This window comes from Pirellulaceae bacterium, from assembly GCA_019636385.1.
Classification (GTDB): domain Bacteria; phylum Planctomycetota; class Planctomycetia; order Pirellulales; family Pirellulaceae; genus Aureliella.
In genome coordinates this window covers 938,059-957,124 of the sequence record JAHBXT010000003.1, presented here as the reverse complement: position 1 = coordinate 957,124, position 19,066 = coordinate 938,059, and the positions used below count along the sequence as shown (strand labels likewise).

Annotated in this window: 12 protein-coding genes; 6 read left to right on the top strand and 6 right to left on the bottom strand. The window is 56.3% G+C overall.

Translation table 11 applies throughout. From position 1 onward, the window contains the following. Positions 1-19: 19 nt before the first annotated feature. From KF752_14365 to KF752_14355, 3 genes are all read right to left on the bottom strand, one after another. Positions 20-601: a nucleoside deaminase gene (locus tag KF752_14365; protein MBX3422735.1), complete on the bottom strand. Its 582-nt coding sequence runs from the start codon at positions 599-601 to the stop codon at positions 20-22. A 150-nt stretch (positions 602-751) separates the two neighbouring features. Beyond that, the gene (locus tag KF752_14360; GenBank protein ID MBX3422734.1) at positions 752-1,723 is read right to left on the bottom strand and encodes a PEP-CTERM sorting domain-containing protein; all 972 of its coding nucleotides are present in this window, start codon (positions 1,721-1,723) and stop codon (positions 752-754) included. Between the two features lie 239 nt (positions 1,724-1,962). Next, positions 1,963-2,928, bottom strand: a complete 966-nt coding sequence (locus KF752_14355) for a PEP-CTERM sorting domain-containing protein (protein MBX3422733.1) — start codon at positions 2,926-2,928, stop codon at positions 1,963-1,965. A gap of 536 nt (positions 2,929-3,464) precedes the next feature. Here KF752_14355 and KF752_14350 point away from each other — a divergent pair. After that, positions 3,465-5,660, top strand: a complete 2,196-nt coding sequence (locus tag KF752_14350; protein MBX3422732.1) for a redoxin domain-containing protein — start codon at positions 3,465-3,467, stop codon at positions 5,658-5,660. Between the two features lie 84 nt (positions 5,661-5,744). On the opposite strand, the gene xdhC is transcribed toward KF752_14350, so the two are convergent. Then, complete coding sequence (gene xdhC / locus KF752_14345) at positions 5,745-6,536, bottom strand: xanthine dehydrogenase accessory protein XdhC (GenBank protein ID MBX3422731.1); 792 nt, start codon at positions 6,534-6,536, stop codon at positions 5,745-5,747. A 28-nt stretch (positions 6,537-6,564) separates the two neighbouring features. On the opposite strand from xdhC, the gene KF752_14340 reads away from it, so the two are divergent. The 3 genes from KF752_14340 to KF752_14330 all read left to right on the top strand — a co-directional run bounded on the left by KF752_14340 (position 6,565) and on the right by KF752_14330 (position 10,090). After that, positions 6,565-7,248: an NTP transferase domain-containing protein gene (locus tag KF752_14340; GenBank protein ID MBX3422730.1), complete on the top strand. Its 684-nt coding sequence runs from the start codon at positions 6,565-6,567 to the stop codon at positions 7,246-7,248. 107 nt (positions 7,249-7,355) lie between these two features. Continuing rightward, positions 7,356-7,814: a (2Fe-2S)-binding protein gene (locus KF752_14335; GenBank protein MBX3422729.1), complete on the top strand. Its 459-nt coding sequence runs from the start codon at positions 7,356-7,358 to the stop codon at positions 7,812-7,814. Continuing rightward, positions 7,811-10,090 carry a xanthine dehydrogenase family protein molybdopterin-binding subunit gene (locus KF752_14330; GenBank protein ID MBX3422728.1) on the top strand — a complete coding sequence of 760 codons (2,280 nt, stop codon included), beginning with the start codon at positions 7,811-7,813 and terminating at the stop codon, positions 10,088-10,090. The genes KF752_14335 and KF752_14330 overlap by 4 nt, the downstream gene beginning before the upstream one ends. Before the next feature lie 92 nt (positions 10,091-10,182). On the opposite strand, the gene KF752_14325 is transcribed toward KF752_14330, so the two are convergent. Next, positions 10,183-14,457: a ThuA domain-containing protein gene (locus KF752_14325; GenBank protein ID MBX3422727.1), complete on the bottom strand. Its 4,275-nt coding sequence runs from the start codon at positions 14,455-14,457 to the stop codon at positions 10,183-10,185. Between the two features lie 284 nt (positions 14,458-14,741). On the opposite strand from KF752_14325, the gene KF752_14320 reads away from it, so the two are divergent. After that, the gene (locus KF752_14320) at positions 14,742-15,164 is read left to right on the top strand and encodes a hypothetical protein (protein MBX3422726.1); all 423 of its coding nucleotides are present in this window, start codon (positions 14,742-14,744) and stop codon (positions 15,162-15,164) included. 90 nt (positions 15,165-15,254) lie between these two features. Next, entirely contained in the window at positions 15,255-17,585 is a 2,331-nt protein-coding gene (locus KF752_14315; GenBank protein ID MBX3422725.1) for a DUF1592 domain-containing protein, read from the top strand. 58 nt (positions 17,586-17,643) lie between these two features. On the opposite strand, the gene KF752_14310 is transcribed toward KF752_14315, so the two are convergent. Beyond that, the gene (locus tag KF752_14310) at positions 17,644-19,056 is read right to left on the bottom strand and encodes a sigma 54-interacting transcriptional regulator (protein MBX3422724.1); all 1,413 of its coding nucleotides are present in this window, start codon (positions 19,054-19,056) and stop codon (positions 17,644-17,646) included. Positions 19,057-19,066 lie beyond the last annotated feature (10 nt).

Below are 19,066 nucleotides of genomic sequence, written 5' to 3'. Positions count from 1 at the left end.
GCAACGTCGGGTATCGAACTCATGCAGACGGCCGGCACGTCCCAGCATTGTAAATATGTCCGCCCGAATGCCGGTATTTTCGCAAAACCTTGACCGCAGCATCACGCTCGACGTCACAAATCACGTCTATCCCCTTGCTGACGTACTCAGCAGCCCAATCATGGGGTTTGTGACCTTCGTCGAAACCAATTTCACGAACGTCAGAATCTCGGGCCGCAGATACAACCGAGCGAACTCCGGCCCAGTGAATCGCGCCCAGGCACATCCAGCAGGGTTCAGCACTGGTCACCAGTTGCAACATGGCCTTTGACAAATCAAATGTCTTCAAACGTTGCTGAGAGAGAGATAAGGCGACGATTTCTGCATGGGCAATTGATAACCCTGAAGTAACGACCATGTTGACCCCCACGCCAACCAATTCATTCGTCTCCAGGTCGAACACCGCAGCGCCAAAAGGTCCACCGGTTGCGTGAGATATGTTTCGGTCAGCAATGTCGATGGCCAGTCGCATCCGGTCGCCCAACGACTTGAATTCCCCTAGTTCGCTAGTCAGGGAACACAGCCAACTGGGCAGACAAAGGTGTAGTTGCGTTGCAAGCATAGTTACTTGGTCCGGGCGGGAGTTAGGAACAGTGCTCACTCGTGAAAACGTCAACTGCGGGCGCGGAGGGACAGCGCGGAATTAGCAAAATTGACAATCGCCTAATGGCAGTCGAATTACTCCACGTCGCCATTTCGTGTTCCCGTGAAGTTACTCATATTGCCGCTTCTTCCGACGCCGACGCAGCAAGCTTGACGCAGCTGCAATTCCAACCAGCACGCCACTTGTCGGTTCCGGCACCGTTGCAAAGGCACGCAGGCGCCCTTGCAACCTACCGGCCAGAATCCAGTCATCACTGGTTTGTGACGTGCCAAAGTCGTAGGCCGCAAAGTAGACTGGAATGTCGATGTTCTGGTCTAGCTGGCGACTCAGACCACCCAGATTGGTGATCGTCAAACCGCCACTATTAGTCTCCAGGTTCGTACTAAACCAACTCGCTAGACTTCCTCCACTTGAATCGGGAATAAGCTGCCCTAATAACACCCCCATGTTGGGGGCATCAATATCAACCAGTCCATCGCTCCAACCAAATGTTGATGCATTCGCACCAGCCGTATAATTGCCTCCGCTGCCGACCAGAGCAATTAAGCCACTGCCGGCGCTATATTGAATATCGCGCAAGCCGTAGTAGACGGGAGGAAGGTTAACCAGCAGCAATGATTGGAGGTTAAATCTGATAGCAAAAGAGTGGGGCGAACCACCAGTATCCGTATACTGCCCCTGCGGATTGCTGGCGTTGGTCGCCGTAGGACTGAATTGATCAGGATCAGGCCGGAAGCTGCCGAAGTTGATCGACTGCAGGGCATGGGACCCGTCCAGGTATTGAATGTGGTTGGGGCTGCCTGGCCCAAACGTATCTTCAGAATACTCGGTTGCCAGCGTACCACTGAATCGCGACATCCGTCCGCCTGCGTCGCTCCAGGCGCTGTTATCCGCATTTCGCAACCGAATGGTCACAGCCGTACCAGAGATACTGACAGTGGAGTTCAGCGGCAGGTTGATGCGCACATAGCTGTTGGCGCTATCGACAGTCCAGTTCACCAGCGCCGCATCGGCCTGCCTGACACACAGACTCAACAGCATCGCCCAGCCAATCAGCAACAGTTTACTTCTCGTTTTCACGGCAGTCTCCCTGGCAACTAGAACTGACGGACAGTCGCGACGAACGAGCACTACCCCGCATCCCGACCAAATACAGCTTCTACTGGCAGATCCCAATCTAATCCAATGCCGAGCCCCGTACAACCAACTGGGATTAAGAAACTAGGCAGAAAGTCAGCACTTATAGCCATGCGCCACTGGCCGCTTAAAGCCAAGTATAATGCGGTCGGCACTGTTTTATGGTCACCCTGTACGGCTGGCTATCGCGCTCGAGCCCTACGTCGCCAACGCATTATGTTTGCAGCGCTTGCAAGGCCCACCAGCAGTATACTGGATGGTTCTGGCACAGTGGCAAAGGCACGCAAGTGACCTTGCAACCTGCCGGTAACTATCGAATCGTCGGAAGCCACCGGTGTATCACCACCGATGAACGTAAACACGACTGGAATGTCAATGATCTGGTCAAGCTGACGGTTGAGGCCACCGAGGTTGGTGATCGTCAGACCTCCTCCATTGGTTTCCATGTTCGTACTAAACAAAATCGACATGTCTCCACCGACCCTATCGCGATTGCGTTGCCCTAACCCTGGTCCGAGGTCGAACCCATCAACATCCGCCAGACCACCTGACCAGCTAAACGTTGAGGCGTTGGCCCCGGCTGTCAAATTACCGCCACTTCCCGCTAGTGAGACAAGTCCTCCGCTGGCATTGTATTGCACGTCTCGCAACCCCAAAAAGCCAATCGTTCCCGACGGAAAAAAGGAAGTCCAGTTCACTCTGAGCGCGAAGGAGTGAGGTGAACCACCAGTAGCCGTATACTGCCCGTCCGGATTGCTGGCGTTGGTCGCCGTAGGACTGAATTGATCTGGATCGGGCCGGAAGCTGCCGAAGTTGATCGACTGCAGGGCATGGGACCCGTCCAGGTACTGAATGTGGTTGGGGCTGCCTGGCCCAAATGTATCTTCAGAATACTCGGTTGCCAACGTACCACTGAATCGCGACATCCGTCCGCCTGCGTCGCTCCAGGCGCTGTTATCCGCATTTCGCAACCGTACCGAGAGATTTGTTCCGGAAAGGGTGAAGGTGGAGTTCAGCGGCAGGTTGATGCGCACATAGCTGTTGGCGCTATCGACAGTCCAGTTCACCAGCGCCGCATCGGCCTGCCTGACACACAGACTCAACAGCATCGCCCAGCCAATCAGCAACAATTTACTTTTCGTTTTCACGGCAGTCTCCCTGGCAACTAGAACTGATGGACAGTCGCGACGAACGAGCGCTACCCCGCATCCCGACCAAATACAGCTTCTACTGGCAGATCCGAATCTAATCCAATGCCGAGCCCCGTACAACCAACTGGGCGCAGGGATATTCTGAATAACGCAACGTTTCTGACAATTCGGCGAATCAGCACAGTACATCGTCAGTGCCAAGCCGGCGTATGAATCGCAGCACACTACGACTTCGTAAAGCTGTCCGATTTGCCAAGCTTGCGAAACATTGTTGGCGTACCGGTGGCTTTCCTGGATACTATGTTTCTCAGGTGCAGAACCCGTAAAAAACCTTGGAATATCGCGGCAGATTGTGCGGTCTTGCAATTGCAATCTGGCCGTCAATGGAAGAAACTGCTAGTGTTGGCGGTGAGCCCCGTGGCCGCCCAGCGGGCATAAAGACTGAAAATAATTGACGCCTCAGCCCAACATCCTGCAATTGAATACGAATTGGACATGGATCGTAGCTCTTTGTGCCATTAAGGAGACACACTATGCGACGCTGTACACTCGCTCGGATTCTGGCGACTGCTTTGACTATCACTTCTGCGTTTTTGCTGGCCGAGCCATTACGCGCTGCTGACTCAAACCGGCTTGGCGCCAAGATTCAAAATTTTTCACTCAAGAGCCAGTTTGGCAAAGAGTATTCGCTGCAAGATCTGCGTGACAGCGATGTGGTGGTGGTGGCCTTTTTGGGAACGGAATGCCCGCTGGCAAAACTCTACGGACCGCGACTCTCGGATTTGGCTAGCGAGCTAAAGGACCAAAAGGTTGCGTTTTTAGGCATCATGTCCAACCGTCAAGATGCCATCAATGAAATTGCCGCCTACGCGCAGCGACATAAAATCGACTTTCCTGTTCTGAAAGATGCTGGCAACGTCGTGGCCGATCAATTCGGTGCAGCGCGGACGCCCGAAGTATTTGTACTAGACAAGCAGCGCGTGGTGCGCTATCACGGGCGCATCGACGATCAATACGGCTTCAACGACAGCGTGGGCTACCAGCGTCCCGAGCCAACTCGTCGCGACTTGTACGAAGCGGTTAAGGAATTGTTGGCAGGCGTTCCCGTCAGTGTGGCCGAAACCAGCGCCATCGGCTGCCACATCGGTCGAGTTCGCGAGCCGAATGAAGCCTCCGAGGTGACCTACAGCAATCAGATCGCCCGCATCTTCCAAAAGAACTGTGTCGAGTGCCATCGAGCTGGTCGTATCGGGCCGTTCGAAATGAAGAGCTATGAGGATGTAGTCGGTTGGGGCGAAATGATTCGCGAAGTCGTGGATATGGGGCGCATGCCGCCCTGGCACGCTAATCCAGCTCACGGCACGTTTAAGAACGATAGTCGCCTGAGCGAACAAGAGAAACAACTGATCGCCACCTGGGTCGACAATGGCTGCCCGCAAGGTAACCCTGACGACTTGCCGACTCCTCAAGAGTACGCTGAAGGTTGGAGCATCGGTCAGCCCGACCAGGTGATCTACATGAGTGACAATCCGGTCGATGTTCCTGCTGAGGGCGTGATTGACTACTACCATTTTGTGGTGGACCCCGGTTGGACAGAAGACAAATGGATTATGGCTACAGAGGCGAAGCCAGGCAGCTTGGAGACGGTGCATCATATTTTGGTGTTCGTTCAGCCGCCTGACGCTGGCGGATTTGGCGCTGGCTTTGGTGGCGGATCGCGCGGGCGACCCGACGGCCAGCGCGGACCACAGGCTCAGCGCGAAGGCGATGGTCCGTCCGATGACGGCGCTGAGCGCCCGAATCGCCGCGGCGGATTCGGTGGGCGTGGTGGATTTGGCGGCCGTGGTGGTGGAGAACGTGGGCCGCGCGGTGGCGGAGCGGGTATTGGCGGCGGGAGCTTAATCGCCGGTTATGCCCCTGGCGCAACGCCCCTGCTGGCATCCGACGGCACGACCGCCCTGCACATCAAGGCAGGATCGAAACTGATCTTCCAATTGCACTACACACCCAATGGTACTCCGCAACAAGACCGCAGTTGCCTGGGCGTGATTTTTGCCGATCCAGAAAAGGTTAAATATGTGGCTCGCAGCGAATCGGCAGTCAATCCGTTCTTCAGCATTCCACCTGGTGCGGCTGACTATCAGGCCAAAGCCGAGGGGACTTTCGATGCAGACACGATGGTCTTGAATCTGACGCCGCACCTGCACTCTCGCGGCAAGGCATTTCGCTATGATGTCACCTACCCGGATGGTCGGCAAGAAACCTTGTTAGATGTGCCGACCTATGATTTTAACTGGCAGACAACCTACGTTCTCAAAGAGCCCAAGCTGATGCCCAAGGGCACCAAGCTGGTCTGCACCGCCACTTGGGATAACTCGGAAGGCAATCTCTCCAATCCAGACCCTTCAGCGACAGTCAGCTGGGGCGAGCAGACGTTCGAGGAGATGATGATTGGCTTCTATGTCGTCACCTACCCTAAAGGTCAAGAGCCCCCGACAGCGGCAGGCGGTCGCGTCTTCGGTCAACAGATCAATCCCGAAGAGATCTTTAAGATGATGGACACCAACGGCGATGGCAAATTGGCGAAGGAAGAGCTACCGGCGCGAATGGCACAACAGTTTGCGCTAATCGACTTGAACAAAGATGGTAGCATCAGCCTGGAAGAGATGAACACCATTATGCGATTGTTTACCGGAGGCGGTGGGCCACCCGAGCGACGCCGGGAGTAGGCGCCGAGAGTAGGCTTTGTACGGTGGTCCTAGGTCGCGTGGCGGATTGTACGATTGTCAGTCCAGCCACGCGCAACCAGCCATTTAAGCGTCGGCATTTCCATCGCGGTGTTGCAACAACTGGGCAGCGATGCTGATGGCGATTTCAGCCGGCGTGTTGTTGCCAATTGGCAATCCAACTGGACAGTGAAACGATTTGATCTTATCAGGCGCCAGTCCCAGGCTGTTTAGATCGCGGCGCAAGACGCTGGCTTTTTGTGGGCTGCCAATCACGCCCACGTAGGGTGCGTTGCGTGTAGCCAGGATTTCATGCAGCACGGGCAGGTCGGTAGCATGCCCCTTGCTCATCAAGACAAAATATGCGTTGGCGGGTTGCTGTGCCACTAGGTCACGCGGAGTATCAACGCAGATCTTCATCAGCTTGTTGTCATCCGGTAATCTGCTGAGCCAATCGGATCGAGTATCAATGCAGGTGACTCGACAATCCAGATTCAACAATAGTCGAACCAACGCCTGAGCAATGTGCCCAGCTCCGAATATCACGATTGGCCAGGCCGCATTGGCGTATACATCAAAGAACAGCTTGACCTCGCCGCCACAGGTCATGCCAATCTCAGTTTGCAGGTTCCATGTGACCAGTTCAGCATGTTGTTGTCCGCTGGCGAGCAATTGTTGAGCGTAGTCGATGGCTGCGGCTTCGATTTTGCCGCCGCCCACCGTTCCGCCTTCAATGCCTGAGCGCGTGACAACACATTTGGCTCCTACAATCTGCGGCGCGCTACCGCGAATTTCGACCAGGGTTACCGCGGCGAACGATTCGCCTTGGTCAAGCAGCTTTTGCACCAGCCGATGATGGTCTACGATATTATGCGTCATAACTCTGTATCATACTGGAACGCCTCCCTTGAATCCATGTTACGCGATTATACCAGCGGCGGGTCGCAGTCGTCGGATGGGGCAGCACAAACTGTTGATGCCCTGGCCCGTAGCCAGTCCGACCGCTGCACGTCTAACACACCGCTCTGCCACTGAGGAAGCGTCAACAGCCCGCTGCGTGATCGACCGAGTGCTGGCGGCCTGGACCACCAGCCGGGTAACGGAAACTATCGTTGTGATCCGCGGCGATGACCTGGAACTGCGCGACGTTTGCCAGCGCTGGCCGGTGACTATCGTACATCCGATTGAGCCCACGGAGGATATGAGAGCGTCCATCTGCGTCGGCTTGAGGTCACTGATTTCTCGTCCTGTTTCCGCCGTAGGCGCATGTTTCTTCATTGCTCCAGCCGATCTGCCCGGGTTGACTACCCAAGTCATCGATGGCCTCATTGACGCGCGGACTGATCAGCGGACGGTTTTGCTGCCTCGTTTTGGCCCAACGCTCGACGCTTCGATCGTGGGGCATCCAGCGCTGTTGCCATGGGCATGCGCTTCTGAGATTATTGCACTCGGCCCGCAGCATGGCGTCGACGCATTAGTCAAACGCTATCCTCAGCAGTTCGTATTGTTCCCATCAGAGTTGGCAGTGGCAGATATCGATACGCCTGCCGAGTATCAATTGGCTCTGAGATGTGCTAAGCTCAACCCGTAGTGTGATTCGCCGGACAGGCTGGCTGCCATCGCACGAAAACTTCGTATAATGCACCCCAAGAAGAGTACTTCGTTTCACGCGGCGACGCCTAAGTCAGGAAGCCAGTTATGACCACAATCAAAGTCAACGGAAAAATCCATGAGTTATCCGATGTGCCTGAGGACACGCCGCTGCTATGGGTCTTGCGTGACAACCTTGGGCTGACCGGCACTAAATACGGTTGTGGAGTTTCTGAATGTGGTGCGTGCACGGTCCACTTGGATGGCCAAGCGGTTCAAGCTTGCGTGACGGCGCTAAGCGAAGTGGGGGACAGTGAGGTGACCACCATCGAGGGACTCTCCAGCGACGGCTCGCACCCGGTGCAAAAAGCTTGGCGGCAGCACAATGTCTCGCAGTGTGGCTATTGCCAGGTCGGCCAGATGATGATGGCGGCTGCTATGCTGAAATCAAACAACAATCCTTCCGACGACGATATCGACACAGAGATGTGGAATATTTGCCGCTGCGGAACATATCCCCGCATCCGTGAAGCTATCAAGGCTGCTGCCAAGGAGTTGAACCAATGACCGTCATCAAGACTCAAGTTTCACGCCGGAATTTTCTCGCCACTCTCTCAGCCTCGTCACTGATTCTGATGGGTAAGGTTGGGCTAGGGCAGGAAGCGGGCCTGCAGGACGCCAGTCAGCGGAGTGCCGATGATTTTGCGCCAGACTTTTTCGTCGCCATTGCCCCAGACGGCGTTGTGACCATCCTGGTCCATCGCTCCGAAATGGGAACCGGAATTCGTACTAGCCTACCGCGAATTGTGGCGGACGAATTAGAGGCCGATTGGAATCGGGTGGTGATCCAGCAGGCCATTGGCGACAAGCGTTTGGGGGATCAAAACACCGATGGCTCCAACAGCATTCGTCTGTTCTTCAAACGCATGCGCGTAGCCGGAGCTACTGCGCGGACGATGCTCGAACGCGCGGCGGCAAAGAAGTGGAATGTCGATGCTAGCGAGTGTTACGCAGAAAATCATGTGATCAAGCATAAAGGTAGCGATCGTTCGCTGGGCTTCGGGGAACTGGTCGCAGAGGCCAAACAATTGCCTGTTCCCTCGGAAAAGGAGCTGCAACTTAAGCCGAGCGGTCAGTGGCGATACATCGGCAAAGATGTGCCGATTACCGACCAGGATGATATTCTGACTGGCAAGGCGATTTTCGGCATCGATGCGCGGATGGATAATCAGCTCTACGCTGTCATCGCCCGCCCTCCTGTTGTGGGAGGCAAAGTTGCGTCATTCAATGCCACCAAGACGAAGCGCATGCCGGGGGTTGTCGACGTGATTGAAATACCGGCCTTCAAGGGTGCGCCAGGTTTTCAGCCGCTGGGCGGTGTCGCCGTGCTGGCTACCAGCACCTGGGCCGCCTGGCAAGGGCGCGACGCGCTGGAAATCGAGTGGGATGATGGGGCCAATGCGGAATACAACTCGCAGGATTTCGCCAAGCAACTGGCAGAAACCGTGAAGAAACCAGGGAAGGTTCTGCGAGAATCAGGCGATGCCGGTGCGGTCCTCAGTCAATCGAAAAAAGTAGTGACAGCCGACTACTCTGTGCCGCACCTGGCACATGCATCGATGGAGCCGACTTGCGCTGTAGCCGACGTTAAGACGGACGCTCAGGGGAAAGTGACGTCGTGTCAGGTCCTGGCGGCGACTCAGAACCCGCAAGCCGTGCAGCAAGCGGTCGGCCCGGCCATGGGGATACCGGCTGGTGATGTTTTGGTCAATGTCACCCTGCTTGGGTCGGGGTTTGGTCGCAAGAGTAAGCCTGACTACTGCGTTGAAGCTGCCATCCTAAGCCGTCAGGCAAAACGCCCAGTTCATGTGACCTGGACTCGCGAAGATGATTTGCAGCATGATTATTACCACACCATCTCTGCAATCCATTGTGAAGCGGCTGTAGACGAAACCGGCAAACCGTCGGCTTGGTTGCAGCGCGCCGCCTATCCCCCGATTGGATCGACCTTTATGCCGCGCGCCGAACTGCCATCGGCAGGTGAGGCAGAGATGGGTCACTCGGACCTGCCTTTTGATATCCCCAATATGCGGTTCGAGGTGGGGCAAGCCAAAGCCCACGTGCGCATCGGCTGGTTTCGGGCGGTCTGTCATATTCAACAGAACTTCGCGGTCAGCTCGTTTGCCGATGAGTTGGCTTCGGCTGCTGGGCGTGATCCCTATGAGTACTTGCTGGAGCTGCTGGGTGCCGATCGTCGAATCGACATGAAGGCCGAGAAGTTAGGCAATCGTGGTGCGAGCCACGAAGAGTATCCCTGTGATATCGGCCGTTTGAAGAACGTACTTCGTCGAGCAGCCGAGCAAGCCGATTGGAAACGGGCTGCTGGGCTGCCTAAAGGTCGCGGACTGGGGATTGCTTGCGCGCGTTCCTTCTTGGGATACACCGGTCATGTGATCGAAGTGGAAGTGACCAAAGATGGCCAGGTTCGCATCCCCAAGGTGTGGGTATCGCTGGATGCCGGCACAGTCGTCAGCCCCGATCGAGTCCGCGCGCAAATCGAGGGTGCCTCGGTTATGGCAACGACCCAAGCCCTGTACGGTAAGCTGACATTTACCAATGGTCGAGCGGACCAATCGAACTATGACAGCTATCCGATGTGCAAGATGAGTGATGCGCCGCGCCAAATATTCGTGGATATTGTCGCCTCCGATGCAGCGCCAGCTGGAGTTGGCGAAACCGGAATTGCTTCGTTTGCCCCAGCGCTCTGCAATGCCATTTTTGCCGCTACTGGCAAACGAATCCGCGACCTGCCCATCACAGACCATGATCTATCGTGGTCGTGATGAACGTCGACGGGGTCGTTTCATGCTTGGCCGGTACGCGGAAACGATTGCAGTGAATTGTCCGGGGTGCAGAGGGCCCAGCAGGATCGCCGTCAATCTGTCCAGCGGGCACCGGGAAGGACCAGCTCGTTCAGCCGATCCAGCGGTTGATTGGCTGTCCAGCAGATACCGCGCAACAAGAGGATGCGAAATAGCGGATCGTCAAAGGTCCAACTATAGTGCCCTGGAATACTCACGAACACTCGCCCCGGACGGTGATCGCGAACCCAGATTTGCGGTGTCGCTTGGCCGTCTTCCTGGCTGGTCGCCAGCACTGTAATCTTGTCGGCATCGCCAGTCATCTGCCAGTAGCTTTCGTCGTACAAGTCTAACTGGTTAAAATTACGCATGATTGGATGCTGTCGGTCAACTACCTCTAGATTCAGTGGCCCGTGCCGATAGCGAATTTGAATCTTGCCAGAGGCCAAGCCGATGCGCTCGGAGAACTCATGCAGTCGATCGCCACCGTTGACCGCCCAGTGAATAAACACGGCGCCACCACCGCGAGCTAGGAAGGCGTCCAACTGCATCTGGCGGCGCAACGAAAAACTGCCTTTTTGGAAGAAAAGGACCACATCGGCTGCGGACAATTGTTCTGGCTCAGGAAATTCATGCGCAGTTTCAACCGTCACCTGCTGACCGGCACGCAACAGATCGGCCCAGGCACGCTGCCAAGCCGGATAATCATGTTCGCCGGGGCCATGGTCTTTTACGCCATCAACCAAAACCAACCGTAGTGGGCTGAGTGCGACGGGCACCAGCGAACCGCCTGCTAGGGCGGCACTAACCTGAGCGCGTGTGCGCAGCGGTGGTGCTGGCAACGGAGAATCCAATGGCATCGATGGCGGTGGCAGCAGCAGGAATGTCAGCAGATCACGGCGTTCCTGCTCGCTCAACTTATCCAACAATCCATCAGGCATGGTCGAAGTTTTCAAGGGTTGCATCAGCTCCACTTGCTGGCGAGCCAATCGCGCCACCTGTCCGTCCGATTGGCCAACCAACAGTTCGTCGCCTTGGGAGCTGACGACACCTGTCACTACTTGGCCACTGACGGTGGTAATGGTGTGGCTCAAGTAATCCGGGTTAATTGCAAAGCCAGGTGTGATGATGTCGCGTAGTACTGAGTTGTAATCGCGATGAATCAGGTGGCGCAGGTCTGGACCGATTGACGCTCCTGGCCGACCGCTGGTGGCATGTGGAACCAGATCGTCGCCTGTCTGAAGATGACAGCGGGAGCACTGAGTGCGTTGGTCAAAAAACAGTTTTCGGCCCCGCCCCCAGCTCCCACCCGCCAATTCCGGAATCGTCGGTCGCGAGTATATTTGATGGGCGCTGTCATCATGCTGCGGCTGCAGCCAGTGACTCCCAAAGCGCGCTAGCGGCAAGCTGCGAGGGGTCTCGTCTTCGTTGGTAAAGAAGGACACATTCACCTCGGGCAACTGGCCAGCGCCAGTTGTCAGGCGCATGGTCAATTTTACTTGTCCCCCACTAGCTTCGTCGGCAACGACAACAAATCTTTGGCCACCACTCTTGAGACTTTGTTGCCGAACTTGCAAGGCCGAGTCCTGTCCTTTTGAATCCTTATCACCATCACCACCGATTAACGACTCGGCGTGAACGTCCGTCACTGACGCTCCATCAATCACAAGTGACACGATCTCAGGTGGCCATTGATAGTCGATCGCCATGCCGCGCTGAACTGCTGGACGCAGCATGGATCGAAGGTCAACGATCGTCTCCAGCGTTAACGTACCTGGTTGCTGGCAGAGTTGCCAGAGTTGCTCGTGGGCGGATGACTGCCGCGTGAGTTCGCGGGCGACTGACAGCACCGGATACGGCAAATGCCCTTGCCAATTGGGTGATAGAGCATCAGCTGCTACCTCAGTGGCGGGCAACCAAGTGGCCTGTAAGCCAGTTGGCGTTACGTCCAGTTCATACTCGTCATCGCCCAACTGCAGCGTAATTGCATAATGTGCACGACGCAAAATCGGATCGGTATACAGCGTCAGCATACGCTGGTCGGCAGACAATGTCACCGCGTGAATGGGCAAGTCATAACGCGGCTGTAGCTGCTGCAATGTGACCGATGCGTATGGTGGCAGCAGAGTTTCGTAGCGATCGCCAGCCCGAACATCTTGGCCGTAATGAATCTGTGCACGACCGGCCAAGCCACGCACCGATTCAGGTTGTAGCGGCTGATCAAAGGCAATCTGGATTTCACTGGCTGTCGTAATCCAAGCGGCGGTTGGGTAAGGTTTGCTGGGTTGAATCATGGCAATCCGAAACAATTTGCCCGCTCCTGCCGGTCCAGTACCCCAATCTGGCGGACCACTGTGGCAGGCAACAACCAAGTCTCCATTGGGTGCCACACATGCATCAACGGTCAACATTTGCAGGCAGGCAATCAATTGGCTGTCGGCGATGTAACCTGCGGCTGACGCAGCCAGTCGTGTTCTCCAGATTTTGCCCCGTGACTGGCCGCAGATCAAAGCATCACCCCGCCAATGCTCGGGTCCAAAGCACGCGCCCTTGGGGTCGGTCGGATTGAACACCATGCCGCACGTCGATTGGTGTTGAGGCCCAAATTCAAACACGGCCGGTTCGTCGAGGACATCCGGATTATGGCGCGGATGCCTGGGTGGAAAGCCATAGTGCCGCAGGCCGGTTCGGTTGAACTTGGCTGAAGTGCCGTCTAGCCGAATATGCAGCAGTTCGTCCAGCGCGTTGCCGTTGGGCAGCCAGGTCGCTCCCTCTTGTTCCGTACAGAACAAATCGCCAGCTTGATTCAGCGCAAAGGCAACCGGAAAGCGAATGCCAGTACAGACTGTGTGTCGCTGTCGCCAATCAGGGGAGATTCGCTGTACCGTGCCGCGCGGGCTATTCAGATCATAGTGAGCCTTGCCCGACTCGCTAATCAAATAAGGGTTAGCGAAATTGGCGGTGCCCAAGCCGAAATACAAGCTGCCATCGTCGGCCATGGCCAGCCCCACCGCATCCACGTTCTGCGGAATCTCCTGCCATCCCTGGGCCACGATTAGCTCCTGGTCCCCGCGATCATCACCATCGCGATCGACGATCATTGATACTTTACCTTTGCTCGCCAGCAACACTCCTTGCCCATGCGCATAATCCGCTGGCGTCAGCACCATGCCAATAGGTCCGCGAATGCCGCCATCGTTCTTCCAATAGAGTGCGGCCTGATCTTCCAATCCATCACCGTCACTGTCGCTCAGCACATGGATATCGCCGTTGTAACCCAGCGTGAACAACTTTCCATCGCGCCGATAACGCACGTTGTTGACATTGGTAAGCTCGATCGGTATTTCTCGCACGGCAAAACCGGGGATCAGCATTTTGACCGGTGGCGGCGAGTCGACTTTGACCAGCGGCACGCCCTCGACCAGCCTCTTCGGGAGTGTAGCGTCGATGTGCGCGTTCATTTTCAGATATCGCTCGGCCAGCCAAGTGCGGGCCTGTTCGGCTGCGGCCACGCTAAGCAAGTTGTCATAGATCGCCACTGCTGCCAGATCGCCGCTGAAATAGCCACGCACCTGCTGCTGGCCGGGTTCGTTTGTATAGTAGCGCGCGCCTAAGGTCAGTTCATCCAGCGAAATAAGGGTTGCTTCCATTGGTCGTGAACCTTCGGCCTTGCCATCTACCAGCAAGCGCACCTGTTTTTCGGTTGCGTCGATGTGAATCTCAATGACCTGCAATCTTCCGAAGCTTGACGAATTCGTACGCAGATTCTTGGCACCTCCAAAGCCGCGTCCCTCGACGTTCAGTTGCTCAAACGCTCGCGTCGGCGCTGGTCCCAGGTCGATCGTCACACCAGATTGGTAGTCGCGCTGCTGCGGAGCGTTGCCGGCCATCAATCCGCGAAAGTTGCCCGGATTCTCGTGTGCAGCGGCAACGATCAAGATGGTTGCATCGGAAACCTGCCAGCCGGTGTCGAGCAAGCGCAGGCAGTCATCCTGTCCGTCGAAACGTACGACCCAGCCGTCACCAACCCGCACTCGTTGTGGGCGCCCGGTTTGGCTGATCGGTTGTGCAGCCAACTTGCTCCCAGCCACACTGGTCCAGTTCAGCACCTGTTCTGGCAAAGCTGCATCGCCTGTGTCGGCCGCGCTCGTCCGGTATGCATCGAAAAAGGCCAGCAAGTGCTGGCCACTGGGCGGTAAATCCAGGTTGCCAATTGCCAGCCCCTTTTCGAAAGGCTGCTGGCTCGTAGCGCATTGGTTCATGCCGAACAGGGCACCGATCATCGACCAGCATAGGGCGATGAGCCAGCGAATTGGTACTGCACCGGCAGAATGATGGGGGACTTTCATGGTCATCTAGCTTTCAAGAGCAACGCCATTTTGATATGATCCAGAGCGAGCTGCTCAGTCATTTTGTACCAAATTCGCCAATATTTGGGAGAAAGTTCATGTCACCGCAACGCCTATTGTGTCTTCCTAGTCTGCGGCAACTGTCTCAATGGATCGCGCTGATTACGATCTGCACCACGGCCAGGGCACAAGGTCAAAACGATAACTCCGAGCGCCAGCCAGCACTTAACCCGAAGGCTGTGATCAATGATGAGCTGTCTCAAGGCCAAACAAAGCCAACTGAGGTGTCTGCCGCTGACGATGCACAGGCCGTAGCCGAGCGAGAAGCCAAGTTTCAAAAGCTGCTGACCGGTGCCAAGTTGAAGGGCCAGTTTACAATGGAGGGTAAACCGTTGTCCGAGCTGCAGGAAGAGACCTACGAGATTCGCAAGGTCCACAGGCTGCGTCCCGAAGGCGATACATGGCTCATTCATTCCCGAATCAAATACGGCGAGCATGATGTGGTGGTTCCTGTGCCGATTCAAGTCAAGTGGGCAGGCAAGACGCCGGTACTGACATTGGACAACATCGCAGTGCCCGGCTTGGGAACGTTTTCGGCGCGGGTTGTTCTGCACGATAACCGCTACGCCGGCACATGGCAGCACGATTCGGTAGGCGGGCACTTGTTCGGATCAATCGAAGTCGCCCGGGAGGCAGAGTCACAATAGCCTTTCATTAGCCTGGGTGCGTAGGTCACCGAAGCATACGCCCTGCGGTTTTTCAGACTGTTGCGAATCAGCCAGCAACGGAACTTTTGTTTGTCAACGGAGATCAATCCAGCTGTGCGGAGGCTAATCATCGACTTTGGGTTTGTGGCTGTTGCGCTGCTGAGCTGCACTGGTGGTCCAGTTGCTCGAGGCGCCGAGCCTTCGAGCGAATTCGCCCGGAATTACGTTGCACAGATTTATCCGCTGTTGACTCAGTATTGCCTTGATTGCCACAGCGGCGATGCGCCAGTGGGCGGCTTGGATATAGCATCACTAGATCCTGTTCGAGCCGCCTCGCAGGATCGCCACGCGTGGAAGAAGATTTTTGTGCAACTCGATAACAACGTCATGCCGCCTCATGATGCCGAGCCGTTGAGTTCAGTCGAGCGGGATGTTCTGTTGGATTGGATTCGTAATCATGCTTTGACAGTTCCTTGCTCCGGGCCGGCCTTTCCTGGCCGCCCCACGCTCGTGCGGCTCAATCGCGACCAGTACAATCGCACCATTCAAGATCTGATTGGCATCGACTATCAGCCAGCCGATAACTTTCCCTCGGATGATATCGGTTACGGATTCGACAATATTGGCGATGTGCTCAGCCTGTCGCCAGTCTTGATGGAACGCTATCTGGAGGCCGCCGAAGAGATAGTGCGACGCGCGATCGCTCTGCCGCCAAGCGAAGCCGAACCTTTGGTCGCTTTGCCAGGCAGATTCTTTTCGTCCGTCGATACGCTGCGCCACGATGTGAACTTGGCGGTGTCAGCCACATATTTGATTCGCATTGAGGCTTACGGAGATCAGGCCGGCGACCAGCCGCCCAATATGCTACTGAGTATTGCTGGCCAGGAGGCTCAAGCGTTTTCAGTCTCAGCGGTGGAAAGTCAACCAGAGCAATACGAAATGTTGGCTGAACTCACGGCCGGCCCGCAGGAGATAGCCATTCAGTTCACCAATGATTACTACCGCCCCGACGACCCCGATCCTGCTAAACGCGGCGATCGCAATCTCAAGGTGAACAGCCTGTCGATTTTGGGGCCGCTGCTCATCGACGGTAAGCCTTTGCCGCGATCGCACAGGCGGTTGTTGTCTCACCAACCTGAGAATCCGGAGGACCCCCAGTCGCTGATTGCGGCCGCTGAAGCGAGTTTGACGGCACTGTTACCTCGCGCTTTGCGCCGACCATCCAGTCAAGCTGAGTTGCAGCGCTACGTAAATTTGGCCAAATTGGCTATCGACGATGGCTTGAGCTATTCACGCGCTATGCAAGTTGCGATTTCTGGCGTGTTGGTTTCTCCTTCGTTTTTGTTTCGCGTCGAAACTGAGAGCATGCCGAACGGAGAGGTCGAGCGCGAACTGACCGATTACGAATTGGCTTCTCGTCTGAGTTACTTTTTGTGGAGCAGTCAACCGGATGACGCCCTTTATCGGTTAGCGGCTAATAACCAGCTTCATCACGCGGACCAGCTGGCGGCGCAAGTTGATCGGCTGCTGGACGACCCGCGCAGTTCGGCATTGGTACAAAATTTTGCCAGTCAGTGGTTGCAATTGCGTAAGCTGGACGCGATGAATTTCGATTCACAGCGTTTTCCCCAGTTCAGCTCCACATTGCGCAGCGCGATGCGCCGTGAAACGGAGTTGTTATTCGCAACTGTGCTGAACGAGAATCGGAGCATTATGGATTTGTTGACTGCCGATTTTACACATGTGAATGAACTGTTGGCTGCACACTACGGCTTGGAGGTCGATGGCAAAGCCGGTTTTGAGCGCGTCTCGCTGGCAGGTACTGGGCGCGGTGGGTTATTGGGACATGCCAGTATCTTGGCCCTAACCTCTAATCCCACTCGGACATCGCCGGTGAATCGCGGACTGTGGATATTGGACAATCTTCTGGACGCACCCCCTCCCCCTCCACCGCCGAATGTACCGGAGCTGGAAGCTGCCACTGCCGAAGGCCAGCCACCCACGACCTTGCGAGCACAAATGGAGCTGCATCGCTCCAAGCCCCAATGCGCGGCCTGCCACCAAGTTATGGATGAGCTGGGTTTTGGTTTGGAGAATTTTGACGCTATTGGAAAGTGGCGAGATACCGTGGGCGATGTACCGGTCGATTCCAGTGGGCGACTGCCAGATGGCCGCCAGTTTAATGGTCCCAACGAGCTGCGGCAGATACTGCTCGAGCGCCAGGACGAATTCCGTCGCTGCCTGGCCGCCAAACTATTGACTTACGCAATCGGACGTGGCCTGGAGTATTTCGACGAATGCACGTTGAACGAAATCTGCGCTGCTACCGCAGCCTCCGGTAATTCACTGCGTGCCATGATTCAGGCCATTACAGCCAGCCGCCCATTCCGGTGGCGTGCCGCCACAGCCATGCCTGAATAATACAGTGTCAGGTTCGGGATGGATTGCAGACCATGCTCTACGCTGGCGCGACGAAAGCCTATTCTGCAGGCTGTTGAGCATCGCCAAGCCCAAGCTGGTCGATACGCCGTAGCAACCGTGAGCGGCTGATGCCAAGTAGCCGGGCTGCGCGAGCCCGATTGCGAGGCGACACTTGCAGTGCTTTGCGAAGCATGATTTTTTCGACTTCAATGAGCACCGCATCCAAGTCCACCGGCGCAACGGCCGCCTTCTGGCTCGCAGCCACCGCGCCAGCGAAGGTTCGAATGGCCACCGGCAAATGCGAAGGTTGAACTGACGCGGTCAATACGGCACGCTCCACGGCTTGCGCCAGCGCCGCGCGAAGCTGCCGAACGTTGTTTGGCCAGGCATAGGCTACCAACAGGTCTTGCGCTTGGGCAGACAGTGTCAATTGCGCTCGGTCAGCTTGCAAGCAGGCTTCGGCCAGCGACTGCAGCGCCAACGGTGCGATGTCTTGCCGGCGTTCCGCCAGTGGCGAAAGTCCGATTTCTAAAGTAGCAATGCGGGTTACAAGCTCTGCCCAACCTGAACTGCGCGGGGCTAAGGCCGCTGCTGATTGACTGCTGGTAGCAACGATGTAGCACTTGTCACGGTGGTCATCTATCCATGTCCGTAGGAGCTGGACCGCTGCACTTTCAAGTTGATCCAGTCCAATCAGCACCAGCTGCTGCGCAGTTCTCGGCACCTCAGATTGTAAGCGCTCCACAAAGATCTCTAACATGCTGGCGATTAGTTGGCCGTCCAGTACTCGACACTCAATCGGAAAACATTGTCCGAGCGCCGCGTGCAGACCCGAAGATTTTAGGCGCCCGCGAAAAATCGCTTGGGCGATTTCCAGTTTGCCAACGCCCGCCGGACCGTAGATCAACAAGTTGCATGGTTGAGCCACTGCCAGTTGGGCGCGCTGCATGGCAAGTTGCACGGTAGGGCTACTGCCAACCAATGCCGTAAGTCCATCCAGCGTTTTCCAGCGACTGCGTATCTCCGTTAGCGTTTGGTCCGCCGTCCGCGAGCCAGCGAAGGTGTGTGCCGGCGTGGTCAGTAGCCGCCGAAGATATTCAAAGTTGCCCAACACAACCAGGACGACATGTACGGCGCCTTCGGAATCTGGCAAGGGGATAAAGGCCTGGCCGGTCTGCGGCGAACCAAACACGACAGGAACAGCCAGTTGACGCACGACGGTACGGCCGTCCAATGCGCCGGCCGGCGGCGCTAAGGCCGTGCGGATCGCACTGTGGGCTCCATCCTCAGCGACCTGCCAACTACAGCCCTGCCCTACGAGCTCGGACGCCTGGGCTCCGACCAACCGGCACAGTGGAGCGTTAACAAACACGATTTCTCCGATGCGATCGACAATCGCCAGCGGCTGGCCTAGGGCGTCCAGCAATTGCCCCAACTGGCGACTGTTGCCCCCTTTGAAATCGCTATTCATGGCTGACACC